This window comes from Gracilibacillus massiliensis (assembly GCF_001458115.1).
GTDB lineage: Bacteria > Bacillota > Bacilli > Bacillales > Amphibacillaceae > Gracilibacillus > Gracilibacillus massiliensis.
Genome location: NZ_CZRP01000012.1, coordinates 897481 through 913972 on the forward strand (window position 1 = coordinate 897481; position 16492 = coordinate 913972).

Below are 16492 nucleotides of genomic sequence, written 5' to 3' on the forward strand. Positions count from 1 at the left end.
TACTGCGCAATAATATATTTTGATTTTTCTTATAAAAGATTATCTCCCATAGTCATGAAAACTCAATTCACAGTATTATTTGCTTTGTCGAATTTTTTCAATCGCTTGTTTACGGTCCTCTTCGTTAAATATTGCACTTCCTGCGACTAGTACATCTACGCCCGCTTCAATACATTGTTTTGCCGTCTCTGTATTAACACCACCGTCTACTTCAATCTCAAATGACAAACCTAATTCTTTTCGCCATTTTGCCGCTTGTTTGACCTTGTCTAAGACTTCTGGGATAAATGACTGTCCACCAAAGCCTGGATTAACCGTCATAAACAATACAAGGTCCACATCTTTTAGAATAGGTTTTATCATTTCAACTGGAGTCGCTGGATTGATAACAACACCAGGTTTTACACCGGCTTCTTTAATCATATGAATGGTTCGATGTAAATGCGGACATGCTTCTACATGGACCGTGATAATGTCTGCACCTGCATCGACAAAATTTTGAACATATTGGTCAGGATTTTCTATCATTAGGTGAACGTCTAATATAGCATCCGTAATAGGTCTAATTGAAGACAAAACTAAAGGTCCAATCGTGATGTTAGGTACATAATGACCATCCATCACGTCGACATGAATGTAATCTGCTCCCCCAGCTAAAACATCTTCAATTTCTTCTTTTAATATAGAAAAGTCTGCTGATAGAATAGATGGTGCAATTTTCGTACTCATGTTAATACCTCGGCTTTCTATTTTTAATTTCTTCTACAAATTGTACATAGTTCTGGTATCGATCTGCTAAAATATCTCCGTTATCTAAGGCTTGTTTTACTGCACATTTTGGTTCTTTTATATGCATACAACCTCTGAATTTACATTCATCCTGTAGTGCTTGAAATTCAGGGAAACAATTAGGTAACTCCTCTAATTGTATTTCTTTAAAATCTAGTGCACTGAATCCGGGAGTGTCTGCCACCAAACCATTTTCAAAAGGAATCAATTCAACATGCCTTGTTGTATGCTTACCTCTACCAAGACTTTCTGAGATATCATCCGTTTCTAATTGTAATCCTGGCACAATCTGGTTCAATATCGATGTTTTACCCACCCCTGATTGACCAGCAAATACAGATACCTTGTTATTCAAATGGATAGATAATTGCTCTATCATCTCGTTATCTTTAGTAGATAAAAATTCTATTGTGTAACCGATTCTTTGATAATAGGCTAATTTTTCTTTCACTTTAATAGCTTCTTGTTCTGCTAATAGATCCATCTTAGTGAAAAACAATAAAGGCTGAATACCCTTTGATTCTACTAACACAAGAAATTTATCCAACAAATTTAAACTTAGATCAGGTTGTTTTACAGAAGTAACAATAATAGCTTGATCCACATTGGCAATTGGTGGTCTCGTCAATTGATTTTTTCGTTTATCAATCGCCAATATATATCCTTCTTTTTTATCTTTATATTCAAATTCGACATGATCGCCCACAAGAGGAGTAATTTTCCTTTGACGGAAAACTCCTCTTCCACGACATTGTATAAGCCCACTCTCATAATCTACATAATAAAATCCACTCAGAGCTTTTACAATTTTACCTTTTGGCATTTACTCACCCTCTACTTCTTCGTATGATAATGTCTTCTCTATAATCAGTTCATCATCTCTAATCACTTTGTAAGTTGCTTGATCATCCGGTGCGATTGTTAGTTGGATCGTAAATGGTGTATCTTCTGTTATCATTTCGACTTCTTGATATAATTCAGATATTCGATTATTCATATCTTCCACATATATACTAACTTCCTGGGGTTCAGCCTCACCATCATCTGGCGGGTCACCCGTATATTCGACATTAAATGATTCTGAATGTGTAATTTGTGTCTTTGGCTCTGGGCCGGTTGAGATTGTTAATGTGACAAGATCACCTTTTTCTAGCTGTTGATTTGCCGATGGCGCTTGTTCAATGATATACCCTTCTTCCACTTCTTCATGAGTTTCCTCTTTTATATCAACGGATAGATCCTGATCAGCTAAATAATCAGTCGCTTCATCAACATGAAGTCCGACTAATCTGTTTAATGTTATTTTTTCTGGTCCCTTACTGATTTCAAAAATTACATTTGTATCTTTAGGCACCACTTCATCCCCAGGAGAAGGTTGAATTTGTTCTATAATTTCTCCAACGGGTTGATCTGAGAATTCTTCATAGTATTTGACATCATTAAAGCCCTGATCATTAAGGATTTTTTCAATTCTTTCATATTCACTACCAACATAATCCTCAAACTCAACTTTTTCTGGACCTAAACTCACATAAACAGTAATATCTCTTCCTTCCTTCACAGTTTCATTGGCACGTGGTATTGTTTCGATCACATTATTTTCTTCTATTTCTTCATCAAAGTCTTCTTCCTTGGTAACAATCAACTCTAAATTCGTTAATTCTTGTTGTGCTTCTTCATAACTATAACCTGTTAAATCAGGGATAACGACGTCTTTCGGTTGAAATAAACTAGGCAAAACAAATAAAGCAATCAATATAGCACCGAACAGAATTACAAACAAACTTGTTACCCAAATAAAAGTTTTTTTGCGTTTCTTTTTTTTCTTTTCTTTCGGTTCTTCCTGATTATTAGAATTATAAGTTGGCTTAATAATAGTGGTTGCTCCGTCTTCTAAATCATTAGACTCAGCTGAGTCCTTTTGCATAATTGGAATTGCTTTTGTTATCGTTTCATCTGATTCAGGTGTCTTGAATTTTGCAGCATGCAATTGGCTTGGTTCTAATGCATGTGTTAAATCATCTTCCATTTCATAAACGGATTGGTAACGATGAAAGGGATCTTTCGTTGTTGACTTCAAGACAATATTCTCAACCGATTGAGGAATTCTTGGATTAAATTCTTTAACAGAAGGCGTTTCCGATTGTAGATGTTTTAATGCAATCGAAACGGCCGATTGTCCTGAAAACGGCAAATTCCCCGTTAACATTTCAAATAGAACAATTCCTATTGAGTAAATATCTGATTTACGATTTGCTTTTCCGCCACGTGCTTGTTCTGGTGATAGATAATGTACAGACCCTAAAACAGAGTTTGTTTGAGTCAAAGCTGTGGCACTTAATGCCACTGCAATTCCAAAGTCTGTTACCTTAATTTGTCCATAGGAATCAATTAAGATATTCTGTGGTTTAATATCACGGTGTATAAGTCCATTATCGTGGGCATGGGCTATAGCAGAAGTAACCTGGGTCATGATATCCAGTACTTCTTCGACTTCAATTGGTGCATGTAACTGTATGTATTGTTTTAATGTCATACCATCGACATATTCCATTACCATATAATAAATTTGTTCCTCGTCACCAACATCATATATATTCACAATATTTGGATGCGATAAGCTGGTAGCAGCCTGTGCTTCTCGATGAAATCGTGTAATAAATTCATCATCATTAGCATATTCTAAACGTAATACTTTAATAGCAACTTGTCTTTCTAGGATTTGATCATTACCTAGATATACATTTGCCATTCCTCCGCCACCGATTAACTTAATTATTTCATATCGTTCATTTAGTATTTTTCCTTCTAGCATGAGGGATCACCAACTTTATCACGAAGATCAATAACCGCTAGTGTAATATTATCTTCGCCTCCACGATTATTAGCCAAGTCAATTAAGGTTTGACTGATTTTCTTATTGTTGGTCTCCACAATAATCTTGTGTAATTCTTGACCAGTCAATTTATTCGTTAATCCATCAGAACAGATCAACAAACGGTTAAACTGATCCCAGTTCGTAACATACATATCTGGCTCCAAATTTAGTTCTGTTCCAAGTGCTTTTAAAATGACATTTCGTCGAGGGTGAACTTCTGCATCCTCTTGGGATAATTGTCCGGTACGCACCAATTCCCCTACTAAAGAATGATCATCTGTTACTTGTTTCCATTCGGTCTCATTCAATAAATAGGCACGACTATCTCCAATATGTCCAATGATTAGATCATCTTCGGTGCAGATAGCTGCCACAATCGTTGTCCCCATCCCCTTACATTCAGGGTCAGACTGTGATTTTTGATAGACAATATTGTTTACCTCGATGATGGTATCTTTTAACCATTTTTCGAGAGGCGCTGTTGCTAAAGTTTCTTCAAAGGCAAGCCAATATTTTTCAAGTTCTTCGATAGCAAGTTGACTAGCAACATCTCCTGCCCGGTGTCCACCCATACCATCAGCAACAATTGCTAAAATTGCTTTCTCTTTTTCAATAATAGCTACCGCGTCTTCATTTAACTCACGTATTTTTCCTTTATCAGATTGGTAGATATACTTCATTGTTTATAACACCTCTTCTCCCCTTCAATTACACCTTCTTAATCTGGTGATAAAAAATCCATCACTGTTAATATCTTGAGGGAAAATTTGAACGCCAAATGCACTATTACCAACACTATCTTTTAATTGCTCAGGTAACTCTTCAAAAAAGTGAGGATCTACTTCAAATTCCCGATTATTTTGCAAAAATGTTTCGATCACTTGTTCATTTTCTTCTTTATCAACTGTACACGTACTGTAAATTAGTTTCCCGTCTTTTTTTAGAAGGGTTTTGACATGACCCAAAATTTCTAGTTGTATGTTCGATAACTTTGTAATGTCGTCCTCATTCTTATTATATTTTATATCAGGCTTACTGCGAAGTACACCTAAACCTGAGCATGGAGCATCGATCAATATTCGATCAAATGTACCATCATCATGTTGTTCTTGTAACACACGCGCGTCTGAGGGGGCAGCGTGAATCGAGTGTAATCCTAATTCTTTTGCTTTAGCATCTACTAATTTCGCCTTTTTCTCGTGCAAGTCATAAGCATACACGGAACCAGAATCTCGCATTTTCTCTGCGATATGGGTAGCTTTACCGCCGGGTGCACTGCAGGCATCCAATACCCGCATTCTCTCTGCTAATTCCATCATCTCTGCCACTAACATCGAACTTTCGTCTTGAATAGTAAACAACCCGTTTTGAAAGCTATCATGCTTTAAGATATTCCCTTTCTCAATCACGATCCCTTGTGGTGAAAAAAGTGACGGTGTAGCATTAATTCCGTCCTTTTGAAGTTGTGTGATTAATTGATCACGTGTAATCCGTAACGGTTGAATCCTAATCGACATCTTTTTATGAGTAATATTGGTTTGACACATTTTTTCCGTTATGTCTAATCCATAGTGTGTTACCCAGCGCTTCACTAACCAATAAGGATGACTTGTTTCGATACTAATTCGTTCCACTGGATCTTTCATCGATTGATAATCTGGAAAACCGTTGCGTTGAGCAGTGCGTAATATACCATTAACGAAGTTTGCTATACCTTTGTGCCCTTTATCTTTGGCAATTTCTACAGCTTCATGAATAATGGCATGATCTGGCACTTTATCTAAATGTTTCATTTGATAAAAAGATAAATAAACTAACCATTTCACCCATTTATCCATTTTTTTCTTGGACGTAATAAAAGATGTTAGATCGGATTCTAACGTTAATTTGCGTTGCATAGTTCCATAGACAATCTCTGTTAGTAACGCACCGTCTCTCGCATCAAGGTGATGTTTCTTTAACATTTGATCTATTAATAGATGACTATAGCCACCTTGATCACCGATACGAACTAATAATTCTAGTGCTAATTTCCTTACGCTGTTAGTCGCTTTGTTCATTCGCCTAAGATCTCTCCTACTTCCATTTTACTACCGACACCCCGTTGGAAATCGGAAGCTGACATTTTTTTCTTTCCTGCCGGTTGTACCATGGTTAGTTTTATTGCTTGGCTATCTCCTGTTGCCACAATCAAACCGTCTTCTTCAAATGCTACAATTGTTCCCGCCTTAGATGTTGTTGATTGATTGGTTTTAGTTGCCTCATAAACTTTAAAGACTTTACCTTGCCATGTAGTAAATGCAACAGGCCATGGATGTAGTCCCCTTATATGATTATAGACTTTTTGTAATGATAGACTCCAATTGATCTTCTCTTGTTCACGGGTAATATTTGGTGCAAAGGTTGCTAATTGTTCATCTTGTGGTGTTGCCTTAATTTCTTCAGAGAAAATGCTTGGGATTGTCTCAGCCAATAAATCACTACCTATAACAGCCAATTTTTCATGTAAACTACCGACATCATCGTTGTCAGAAATTTTGATCTCTTGTTGACTGATTATATCACCTGCATCCAATCTTTCTGCCATATACATAATCGAAATTCCGGTTTTTTCATGGCCTTCAAGGATTGCATAATGAATTGGAGCACCACCTCTTAATTTTGGCAATAAGGAGGCATGAACATTGATACAGCCATACGAAGGAATAGCTAATAATCCTTTAGGTAATAGTTGTCCAAATGCCGCTGTTACAATTAAATCTGGGTTTCTTTTTTCAATTTCATCGTAATTATCCTTTATTTTCTCAGGTTGAAATACGTCAATTGCATGCTTTTCTGCTGCTACTTTAACAGGTGGTGGGGTTAGAATTTTCTTTCGACCTCGTGGACGATCCGGTTGTGTCACTACTAAATCAATGTGGTAACCTTCCGTAATCAGTCTTTCTAACACTGGTACAGCGAAATCAGGTGTTCCCATAAAAATAATTTTTTTCATACGTATTACCTCACTTACATTAATGAATATGGTTCAAAATCCACTTGTATCGTTAAATCATTACGATGGATATCATCGTAATAATGCTCTTGTATTTTGCGGATGATTGCTTTTTGGTTTGGTTCATCCTTATATTTTACCATGCACTGGTAACGATATCTATTATTTATACGAACAATCGGCGATGGAGTCGGACCTAAAATCGTTGCCTGATCTGATAAATGTTTAAATAGTAGTTTACAAATAGTTTTTGTTACCTCTTGCGCTTTTAATTGATTAGGATGTGAGACGTTTATTAATGTTAGAAAATAGTATGGCGGATAACGAAAGCCTCTGCGGGTCTGCATCTCTTGTTGAAAAAACTGTTGATAATGGTACTGGCTAGCTAATTGAATACTGTAATGTTCTGGTGTATAAGTTTGAATAATAACTTCTCCTGGTAACTTGTGTCGTCCAGCCCGTCCGCTTACTTGTGTTAACAATTGAAATGTTTTTTCTGATGATCGAAAGTCTGGCAAGTGTAACATCGCATCGACAGCTAAAACCCCAACAAGTGTTACATTTTCAAAATCCAACCCTTTTGCTATCATCTGTGTTCCTAATAAAATATTTGCCTCTTTATTCCCAAACTTCTCTAATAGTTTTTTGTGGGATCCTTTTCGTCTTGTGGTATCAACGTCCATACGAATCACTTTTGCTTCTGGGATATGTTCACGTAATGCTTCTTCTACTTTCTGTGTTCCTGTACCGAAATAACGAATCGTCTTACTATTGCACGCCTGACATTCTTTTACCATCGCTATTTGGTAATCACAATAATGGCATTTTAATTGGTGGGAACTTTTATGATAGGTTAGGGCAATATCACAAGCAGGACATTTCATCACATCACCACATTCACGACACATAACAAAGGTTGAATAACCTCTTCGATTCAAAAATAAAACAATTTGTTCTTTTTTTTCGATGCGAGTCTTAATAGCTTCTAATAAATTTCGTGAAAACATGCTACGATTTCCCGCATATAGTTCATCTCTCATGTCGACAATTTCTACTGGTGGCATTTCTCCCTCATTCATTCGATCTGGCATCTCTAATAAATGGTAAACACCTTTTTTTGCTCTTGCATAGGATTCTAGCATTGGTGTTGCGCTACCAAGTACAACTGGACAATGATGATAATTTCCTCTTTTTTTTGCCACTTCTCTTGCGTGATATCTTGGCTGTTCATCCTGCTTATAACTTGTTTCATGTTCTTCATCAATGATTATAATCCCGATATTTTCAAAAGGCGCAAAAATTGCTGATCGTGCTCCAACAACAACATTCACTTCTTTTTTATGAATTTTGGTCCACTCATCGAATTTTTCACCTGCTGATAACGCACTATGTAATACCGCAACTTGTGAACCGAATCTACTTTTAAAGCGTTGGACCATTTGCGGTGTTAACGCAATTTCGGGTACCAAAACAATTGCTTCCATACCTTTATCTAATACACGTTCAATTGCTTGTAAATATACTTCTGTCTTACCACTTCCAGTCACACCATGGAGTAAAAAAACCTCATCTTGTTTTTCTTCGATTGCTTGCCATATTGGCTTAATCGCTGTTTGTTGTTGATTACTCAAAGGTAATGAGTTGCTGCGTTCAAAATCAGTATCTTGAAAAGGGTCTCGATATACTTTTTTTTCTACTTTTTTAAGTAGCTTTTTCTCTACTAGCTGATTAATTGTTGCAGTGGTTGTGCTTAGTTGCGTGAGTAACTGCTTTTGTTCGATAGGTGTTTCATGATGCAGGAAGTGTTCAATGATTCGCTTTTGTTTTTTGGCACGATTTGAAATATCTTCTAAAGCTTCTTCTAGTAAGTATGGCTCTTTATTAGGAGCTATAAACACTTTTGTTTTATTCGTTTCTTTCGATTTCACAATATAATTAATTTGAACATGACCATTTTTCACTTCTTTTAATAACAGAGAATAGTTGCCATTTCTTTCTACAAACTCTTCGAAATCCATCACTACTCGACCTGCAAAAAGCTGTTTTAATTCTTCAGCTAATTCAACATCTGTTAATACCTCGATTTCTTTTTTATATTTTGCTTTTAAGATTTGAGGTAACATTGCTTGAAATGTCTGGATATAAAAACTAACCGTCTCTTCACTGATCCATTTACCAATTTGCACTAATTCTTCGGTTAATACCGGGGTTAAATCCATCACTTCATCGAGTGCTTTAAGTTTATCAAACTCAGAATGATCACTAACTTCCAAGACAAAACCCATTATCTTTCTTGGTCCAAACGGGACAGATACTCTCATGCCTTTTTGCACAATATTTTCCCATTGTTCAGGTATTAAATAATCGAATGTATGATTTGTTTGGCTTGTCGGAACATCGACAATCACCTTCGCTACTTGCATACTAACCCTTCCCTATTTCTTTATCGATTAATTGAACAATTTGATCGGCTATTTGTTTTTTTCTAGCCTGATCAATTGAGTGTTCACTACCGTTTCTAGTTAAAACTATAACCTGATTTTGATCTGAATCAAATCCGATATCATCACGGCTTACATCATTTAATACGATTGCATCTAGATTTTTTGATGCTAATTTTTTTACACCATATTCTTTAAGATTTTGCGTTTCCGCTGCAAATCCGACTAAATATTGGTGGTGCTTATGCTCACCAAGATAATGTAAAATATCTGTTGTTCGTTCCATTTCTATTGATAATGGTCCGTTTGTTTTCTTTATCTTATGTTCAACTGTTTGTAATGGCCGATAGTCAGCTACTGCAGCAGTTTTAATTACAATATCAACCTCATCAAATAATCGTTTGACCGCTTCAAACATTTGTTGCGCACTAGACACATGAAAGGTGTGAACATTTTGCGGTGTTTCTAGATGAGTTGGACCTGAGACTAAGTAAACTTCTGCTCCATTTTCCATTGCTGATTGTGCTAATGCATATCCCATTTTACCTGATGAATAATTGGTGAAATATCGTACAGGATCAAGCGCTTCTCTCGTCGGTCCAGCCGTAATTAATACTTTTTTCCCTTTCCACTTCGTCGTACGGTTGGTGTCCATTTCTAGCAATTCTACCATCTTTTCTGGTTCTTCTAATCTACCTTTACCAATATAACCACAAGCAAGATAACCATCACCAGGTTCAATAAAACGATATCCCCAGCTTTCTAGTTTCTTCATGTTTTCCACCACAGCTGGATGTTGATACATATGAACATTCATTGCTGGTGCTACATATACTGGTGCTTGCGTTGCTAATAGCGTGGTAGACAGCATATCATCGGCTAGTCCGTTAGCAACTTTTCCAATCAGATTAGCGGTTGCTGGCGCCAAAATAAATAAGTCAGCCCAATCCGCTAAATCGATGTGTGCAATCACAGAAGAATCCTTTTCATCAAACGTATCGGTGTAGACTGGATTCCTGGAAATTGCCTGAAAAGTAAGTGGCGTAACAAACTCTGTAGCATGCTTCGTCATAATGACTTTTACCTCTGCACCAGATTGCGTTAATTTACTTGTTAGAGCAATTGCTTTATATGCCGCAATCCCTCCAGATACTCCTAATACAATTTTCTTTCCCTTTAACACATCAGGTAGCTCCTTTCTTACCGTGATAGAAGAAACCCTCGCAAGCTCAAAGCAATGCGAGGGAGTATTTATCAATCAAACTTCATTATTCATTCGGCATCACATAATCAGGATGAACGATTAATTTCTCTTCTAAAATTTCTTCTAATGCAAGCCCTACATATGTTGCTGAATTTGGATCTTCGACTTGGTGAATTTGTGTATCTTGAATTTGTCTGGCTCTTTTTGCAGCAAGTGTTACTAATGTATACTTTGAATTAATTTTGGTTTGCAATTTATCAATCGATGGTTCTAATATCATTTGTCATTTACCTCCAGTAACGCCTTATATTGTTTTGCAACTCGTTCTCTTTTACAATGTTCGCTTTGAACAATCGCTTGAACTTTTCTTACCGCTTCGTCTATATTATCATTTACCACAACGTAATCATATTTGTCCATCATTTCGATTTCGTTGCGTGCTTCTTTTAAACGATTCATGATTAAATCTTCCGTTTCCGTTCCGCGATCGACGATACGGTTTTTTAGTTCTTCTAAACTCGGTGGGATTAAGAAAATGAACACACCTTGTGGAAAGTTTTCTTTCACTTGCAAGGCACCTTGCACTTCAATTTCAAGAAAGACATCATGTCCTCGTTCAATCATTTCTTCTACATATTGTTTTGGTGTACCGTAATAATTTCCAACATATTCAGCGTATTCTAACATTTTCTTTTCTGCTATCATTTGTTCGAATTGGTCTCGTGTTCGATAGAAGTAATCAACACCTTCTTGTTCGCCCTCACGCATCGCTCTTGTTGTCATTGAAATAGAATACTTTAGATTGGTGTCTTGGTCAAATAATGCTTTACGAACCGTTCCTTTCCCTACTCCTGATGGACCAGATAAAATGAACAGTATACCTTTTTCATCTATCAATGTAGCTCCTCCTACTATTCTTCACTTATTTCATCATGACTAATCACTCGTTGTCCGACTGTTTCTGGTTGCACAGCTGATAAAATGACATGATCACTATCTGTGACAATCACCGCTCTAGTTCTTCTTCCATATGTAGCATCTACCAATTTATTATTGTCACGAGCTACCGTAATAATACGTTTAATTGGTGCAGACTCTGGCGACACAATTGATATAATCCGGTTTGCAGAGACGACATTTCCAAATCCTATATTTATTAATTTCAAACTCATTTCGAGCTCCCCCTTAAAATTATCAAACAACTATTTCCTTAATAATTATTCTACATTTTGTATTTGTTCTTTCATTTTCTCCGCTTCACTTTTCAAATAAACAATTTGTTCACTAATCCATGTATCGTTAGATTTAGATCCTATCGTATTTAATTCACGATTGATTTCTTGTACAATAAAATCTAACTTTCTACCGATTGGCTGACTTTCTTCTATGACGTTTTGAAACTGTTTTATATGACTATGTAATCGTGTTAATTCCTCTGAAATGTCACCTTTTTCAGCGAGCAGCGCGATTTCTTGGTATAATCTTGATTCATCGTAAATAGAAGTATTTTCAAGATATTTGTTTATACGCTCAAGTATTCGCTCCTGATACTCTATTATAACAATATTTCGCCGTTCACCCAACTGTTTTATTTTATTTTGGATTTTTTTAGAACGCTCGATTAAATCTTTCTTTAATTCACTACCTTCGTTTAAGCGCATTTGATACGCTTTATCAACCGCTTTTAGCAATGTAGATTTTATAGATTTTTCTGTATTCGAATCCGTCTCTTCGTATTCTTGTATGTAAAATATATCTTGAAACTTTCCGAGTAATTCCATCGTAATATCGCCTGATAACTGATAGTTTGATTTCAACAGGTTTAATTGCTCCATATATTGATCAGCTAGATCCCAATCCGTTTGTAGTTGCTTCTGATTCGCTTGTTTACCCAAAGTATAAATGGAAACAGAGATTTTACCACGTTTCATTTTTTCCTGAATGATCTGTTTTAACTGGTCTTCTATATGTAATAACGATTTAGGAATGTGAAGAGAAATATCTAAATAGCGGTGATTAATGGTTTTTATTTCTACACTGATTTCTAAATCATCTTGCTTAAAGTCTTCTCTACCATAACCGGTCATACTAAGCATTTGTTTATCACATCCATCGACGATAGTATTGTTGATGCTTTCTTATTATCATATCAAAAATGGATAGGACAAGACAAATTAAATCATGGATTATTTTTTAGATATCAATCATGTTATAATGTAAGAATGAGGTGATAGAAATGGTTTTTGATGGAATTGTAACACGTGCTGTATCACACGAATTAGATCATGAAATGTCATCGGCACGTGTTTTAAAAATATATCAACCAACGGAAACGGAACTACTTTTTACCATTCGGAAATTTGGCAAGAACAAACAATTATTAATCAGTGCTCATCCTAGTTATGCTCGAATTCATTTTACCAAAGATACTTATGATAATCCTACAGAACCATCGATGTATTGTATGATGTTACGAAAATACTTAAATGGCGGTTTTATTGAAGAGGTAAAACAAGTAGAAAATGAACGGATTATTCATATTCATTTCCAAACAAAAAATGAAATTGGTGATGAAAGTAAAAAGACATTGGTAGTAGAACTGATGGGAAAACACAGTAATATTATTTTAGTAGATGATGAGCGCAACGTTATTTTAGATAGCATTAAGCATGTGTCAAGTGCACAGAACCGACATCGCTCCATTTTACCTGGAAGTAGTTATATAAGTCCTCCTAATCAAGGGAAGATAAACCCTCTAACAATTGATGGGGAAACGTTTTTAAGAAAGCTAGACTTTAATGCTGGAAGAATTGATCAACAAATGGTCCATACATATATGGGGGTATCACCGGTAATAGCAAAAGAAATTGTCGAAAGAGCTGGTCTTGGTAAAACGACAGCATATAAGGAAGCATTTGAAGAGATTCAACAAACCGTGCTTGATCACAATTATCAACCATCCATTTTCAAAGGTAAAAAAGAGAGCTTTTATGTATTATCCTTAGAAACCAAAGATGATGAGAAAGTTTCGTATTCTTCTATAAGTGAAATGCTGGATGTATTTTACTCTGGAAAGGCAGAACGTGATCGGGTTAAACAAAAAGCTGGCGACCTTATTCGATTTTTAACGAATGAACAGAAGAAAAATAAGCGTAAACTAATTAAGCTTGAGCAAACATTAGAGGACGCTAAACATGCTGATCGCTTTCAGAAATATGGCGAACTGCTGACAGCTCATATGCATCTGGTTAAACAAGGTGATAAAGAAGTGGAAGTAATTGATTATTATGATCCCGATCAATCAACTATTAAAATTAAATTAAATGAAAACAAATCGCCAAGTGATAATGCACAAGCGTTTTTCAAAAAATACCACAAATTAAAAAAATCGAAACAAATGGTTGAAGAAGAAAAAAAGAAAGCCTTTCAGGAAATTAATTATTTGGATGAGATTATCGAACAAATCGATACTGCAAGAGAACAAGACATCGAAGAAATCCGCGAAGAGTTACAAGAACAGGGTTATTTAAAGAAAAAAGTAATAAAAGGAAAAAAGAAAAAGAAACCAACGAAACCTGTACCAGAGATGTATATGAGTACAGACGGTACCGAGATTTTAGTCGGTAAAAACAATAAACAAAATGAGTTTTTGACCAATCGTCTTGCGCGTAAAGACGAGGTTTGGTTGCATACGAAGGATATTCCCGGTTCCCATGTGGTGATTCGTTCAACGGAACCAAGTGAGGACACTTTACTTGAGGCAGCTCAATTGGCTGCTAATTTTAGTAAATCAAAGAATTCCTCCACTGTTCCAGTAGATTACACATTAATTCGACATGTGCGTAAGCCTAATGGAGCTAAGCCTGGATATGTGACGTATGAAAATCAAAAGACCATGTTTGTTACGCCTGACAGTAGTTATTTATCGAAATTAAAACAACAGAAATAATTTTTAATTAGAAGTTGACTCTCTCGGGTCAGCTTCTTTTACATATATGAAATACTCTGAAACGACAACATTTCTCGGGTTTAATATACCCCTAACCGATTATATTTATTTTTAACTAGTTGATGATAGAGTGGTCAATTCTATTAATTTTAGTAAAGACCTTTAGAACCTTGCTATGCATCCTTTACACTACGTCAGGCCTATTGTGGTAAACGCTTATCTATTATATAATTTGGAGTAATCTAGGAGGTGAATAAAGTGACTAGTAGAGATTCTGAAATCGATGGTGTTATTGCTTATATTCATGACAATCTGCATGAATCACTTCCACTTTCTCGATTAGCGAAATGGGCAGCCTACAGCCCTTATCATTTTTCACGTATTTTTAAAGCTAAAACCGGCCTTTCTCCTCATCAATATGTATCCTCATTAAAAGTACAAAGAGCAAAAAGTCTATTAGTAAACTCAAATTTAACAATACGCGATATAAGTATGGAAATTGATCAACAAAGCTTGGGCACCTTCACGACACGCTTCACAAAAAGAGTTGGTATTAGTCCTATGCAATTTAGAAAAACTCCGAAACAAGTCAGCAATTACATGGACTCTCTCCAAAAAAGAAACATTTGGTCTCAACAAACTAAAAGGAAACATTCATATAATAATGTAGAAGGAACAATTGAAGCTGACGTCCCACTTGAAGGTGTTATTTTAATTGGTCTATTTAACAAACCAATACCTGAAGGGTTACCACAATACGGAACATTATTATCATCCTTAGGCCAATTTTGTTTTACTGATGTACGCCCTGGAATCTACTATTTAATGGCTACCGCAGTATTTTGGGATATGCAGGTAAATGAAATACTTGTTCCAAATCAAACACTGCGGGCAAAAGCTGATGCTCCCATTTATGTAAAAGCTGAAACATTTGTACCTTTACAGTCACTAAGGCTACGTGGACCACTTCTTGACGATCCACCCATTCTCGTTTATTTGCCTCTATTGATGAAAAATTACTTAAATCGTACATAAGTAGCAATTTTAAAGAAACTTACTATATTTTCTTGTGTTAGTATATTAAGTGAAATTCTAATCTAATTAGTAAATATCCGGAGGTGAAAATATGAAAATTCAAAGAATAGATCATGTAGGTGTAATTGTGGATGATCTTTCAGCTGCTAAAGAGTTTTTTCTCGATTTGGGCCTTGAAATGCTAGGGGAAGGAGAAGTAGAAGGTGACTGGGTCGAACGAATAATTGGACTCAATGACGTTAAAGAAACGGTAGTAATGCTAGGTTTGCCAGACGGAGAGGCAACTTTAGAGCTTGTCAAATTCCATACACCTCAAGATGAAAAAGGTATTCAGCAATCTTATGCAAACACTTTGGGTATCCGGCATATTGCATTTGCTGTTGAAGATATAGAGTCTATTGTTACCAATTTGAAAAAGAAAGGTACGGAACTCATAGGTGAAATACAAAACTATAAAAACGTTTATAAGCTATGTTACGTGCGTGGACCAGAAGGAATTATTTTAGAATTAGCGGAAAAAATGAATTAGAAAATATATGCAAATGAATATAGCATTCATTTTTAAAAGGAGTCGGTTCTCTTGAAGAATATTTTTAATCAAATGCATTCTGAGGAAATTTTAAACCGTATCGACAATTTAAGCATTGATTCACAACCTCAATGGGGAAAGATGAATGTTGCACAAATGTTGGCGCATTGCTCATTGTTTCAAGACGCTGCAACAGGGGATGCTACTACTTCAAGAAGTTGGTTAGGGATCATAATAGGGAAGTTTGTAAAACCCATTTTTTATAATGACAAACCCTTAGCTCATAACATGTCCACTATTCCAAGCCTTTTGATTGTAAATGATAAGGATTTTGAAACAGAAAGAGAAAAACTTAAACAAAAAATTAATACTTTCCAAAATAATGGACCAGAGCAGTGTACAACTCATCCACATCCTTTTTTCGGCAGACTAACTTCTGAACAATGGGGAAAAGGAATTTACAAACATCTTGATCATCATTTAAAACAGTTTGGATCTTAAAATTATTTTAAAGCATATGGGAAATGTTCCTCATATCCCAGCAAAAATAGATGAGATCCGTACCAAGCTCAGCAAAGATGCTATTAAGTTATCCCACAATTTATGATTTCTATTTAACAAAAAAAGACAGTGCACTGTCTTTTTTTAGCGAAACACGTATTATGTTGCGGT

General features: G+C 35.7%; 16 protein-coding genes. 4 read left to right on the top strand and 12 right to left on the bottom strand.

All coding sequences use genetic code 11. The features are described from left to right. Window positions 1–75: 75 nt before the first annotated feature. From rpe to BN3107_RS12055, 12 genes are all read right to left on the bottom strand, one after another. The gene (rpe, locus tag BN3107_RS12000) at window positions 76–729 is read right to left on the bottom strand and encodes a ribulose-phosphate 3-epimerase (RefSeq protein WP_058307862.1); all 654 of its coding nucleotides are present in this window, start codon (window positions 727–729) and stop codon (window positions 76–78) included. Window position 730: 1 nt separating this feature from the next. Next, on the bottom strand, window positions 731–1612 hold the full coding sequence (rsgA, locus tag BN3107_RS12005; protein WP_058307863.1) for a ribosome small subunit-dependent GTPase A: 882 nt from the start codon (window positions 1610–1612) through the stop codon (window positions 731–733). After that, window positions 1613–3604 (bottom strand): Stk1 family PASTA domain-containing Ser/Thr kinase, encoded by a 1992-nt coding sequence (gene pknB / locus BN3107_RS12010; RefSeq protein ID WP_058307864.1) that lies wholly within the window; start codon window positions 3602–3604, stop codon window positions 1613–1615. Then, on the bottom strand, window positions 3598–4347 hold the full coding sequence (locus BN3107_RS12015; protein WP_058307865.1) for a Stp1/IreP family PP2C-type Ser/Thr phosphatase: 750 nt from the start codon (window positions 4345–4347) through the stop codon (window positions 3598–3600). Before BN3107_RS12015 ends, pknB begins: the two co-directional genes overlap by 7 nt. Window positions 4348–4371: 24 nt before the next feature. After that, entirely contained in the window at window positions 4372–5727 is a 1356-nt protein-coding gene (gene rsmB, locus BN3107_RS12020; protein WP_058307866.1) for a 16S rRNA (cytosine(967)-C(5))-methyltransferase RsmB, read from the bottom strand. Then, window positions 5724–6662 (bottom strand): methionyl-tRNA formyltransferase, encoded by a 939-nt coding sequence (gene fmt, locus BN3107_RS12025; RefSeq protein ID WP_058307867.1) that lies wholly within the window; start codon window positions 6660–6662, stop codon window positions 5724–5726. Before fmt ends, rsmB begins: the two co-directional genes overlap by 4 nt. A gap of 14 nt (window positions 6663–6676) precedes the next feature. Next, a complete protein-coding gene (gene priA, locus BN3107_RS12030) occupies window positions 6677–9085 on the bottom strand; it encodes a primosomal protein N' (protein WP_058307868.1) in 2409 nt (802 codons plus the stop codon). A 1-nt stretch (window position 9086) separates the two neighbouring features. Next, window positions 9087–10286 (bottom strand): bifunctional phosphopantothenoylcysteine decarboxylase/phosphopantothenate--cysteine ligase CoaBC, encoded by a 1200-nt coding sequence (gene coaBC / locus BN3107_RS12035; RefSeq protein ID WP_058307869.1) that lies wholly within the window; start codon window positions 10284–10286, stop codon window positions 9087–9089. Between the two features lie 85 nt (window positions 10287–10371). Then, window positions 10372–10587 (bottom strand): DNA-directed RNA polymerase subunit omega, encoded by a 216-nt coding sequence (rpoZ, locus tag BN3107_RS12040; RefSeq protein WP_077065098.1) that lies wholly within the window; start codon window positions 10585–10587, stop codon window positions 10372–10374. Next, entirely contained in the window at window positions 10584–11204 is a 621-nt protein-coding gene (gene gmk, locus BN3107_RS12045; protein ID WP_058307870.1) for a guanylate kinase, read from the bottom strand. Before gmk ends, rpoZ begins: the two co-directional genes overlap by 4 nt. Before the next feature lie 14 nt (window positions 11205–11218). After that, a complete protein-coding gene (gene remA, locus BN3107_RS12050) occupies window positions 11219–11479 on the bottom strand; it encodes an extracellular matrix/biofilm regulator RemA (protein WP_058307871.1) in 261 nt (86 codons plus the stop codon). Between the two features lie 45 nt (window positions 11480–11524). Further along, a complete protein-coding gene (locus BN3107_RS12055) occupies window positions 11525–12403 on the bottom strand; it encodes a YicC/YloC family endoribonuclease (RefSeq protein WP_058307872.1) in 879 nt (292 codons plus the stop codon). A gap of 140 nt (window positions 12404–12543) precedes the next feature. On the opposite strand from BN3107_RS12055, the gene BN3107_RS12060 reads away from it, so the two are divergent. The 4 genes from BN3107_RS12060 to BN3107_RS12075 all read left to right on the top strand — a co-directional run bounded on the left by BN3107_RS12060 (window position 12544) and on the right by BN3107_RS12075 (window position 16321). Beyond that, the gene (locus BN3107_RS12060) at window positions 12544–14256 is read left to right on the top strand and encodes an Rqc2 family fibronectin-binding protein (RefSeq protein ID WP_058307873.1); all 1713 of its coding nucleotides are present in this window, start codon (window positions 12544–12546) and stop codon (window positions 14254–14256) included. A 258-nt stretch (window positions 14257–14514) separates the two neighbouring features. After that, entirely contained in the window at window positions 14515–15291 is a 777-nt protein-coding gene (locus BN3107_RS12065; protein WP_058307874.1) for an AraC family transcriptional regulator, read from the top strand. 91 nt (window positions 15292–15382) lie between these two features. Next, complete coding sequence (locus tag BN3107_RS12070; RefSeq protein WP_058307875.1) at window positions 15383–15820, top strand: VOC family protein; 438 nt, start codon at window positions 15383–15385, stop codon at window positions 15818–15820. A 51-nt stretch (window positions 15821–15871) separates the two neighbouring features. Continuing rightward, entirely contained in the window at window positions 15872–16321 is a 450-nt protein-coding gene (locus BN3107_RS12075) for a DUF1569 domain-containing protein (RefSeq protein ID WP_058307876.1), read from the top strand. Window positions 16322–16492 lie beyond the last annotated feature (171 nt).

Coding starts and splice junctions, on each gene's coding strand:
- rsmB (WP_058307866.1), bottom strand. CDS start 5,727: ATGAACAAAGCGACTAACAGCGTAAGGAAATTAGCACTAGAATTATTA.
- BN3107_RS12015 (WP_058307865.1), bottom strand. CDS start 4,347: ATGAAGTATATCTACCAATCTGATAAAGGAAAAATACGTGAGTTAAAT.
- priA (WP_058307868.1), bottom strand. CDS start 9,085: ATGCAAGTAGCGAAGGTGATTGTCGATGTTCCGACAAGCCAAACAAAT.
- BN3107_RS12055 (WP_058307872.1), bottom strand. CDS start 12,403: ATGCTTAGTATGACCGGTTATGGTAGAGAAGACTTTAAGCAAGATGAT.
- rsgA (WP_058307863.1), bottom strand. CDS start 1,612: ATGCCAAAAGGTAAAATTGTAAAAGCTCTGAGTGGATTTTATTATGTA.
- BN3107_RS12070 (WP_058307875.1), top strand. CDS start 15,383: ATGAAAATTCAAAGAATAGATCATGTAGGTGTAATTGTGGATGATCTT.
- fmt (WP_058307867.1), bottom strand. CDS start 6,662: ATGAAAAAAATTATTTTTATGGGAACACCTGATTTCGCTGTACCAGTG.
- BN3107_RS12060 (WP_058307873.1), top strand. CDS start 12,544: ATGGTTTTTGATGGAATTGTAACACGTGCTGTATCACACGAATTAGAT.
- remA (WP_058307871.1), bottom strand. CDS start 11,479: ATGAGTTTGAAATTAATAAATATAGGATTTGGAAATGTCGTCTCTGCA.
- rpoZ (WP_077065098.1), bottom strand. CDS start 10,587: ATGATATTAGAACCATCGATTGATAAATTGCAAACCAAAATTAATTCA.
- rpe (WP_058307862.1), bottom strand. CDS start 729: ATGAGTACGAAAATTGCACCATCTATTCTATCAGCAGACTTTTCTATA.
- pknB (WP_058307864.1), bottom strand. CDS start 3,604: ATGCTAGAAGGAAAAATACTAAATGAACGATATGAAATAATTAAGTTA.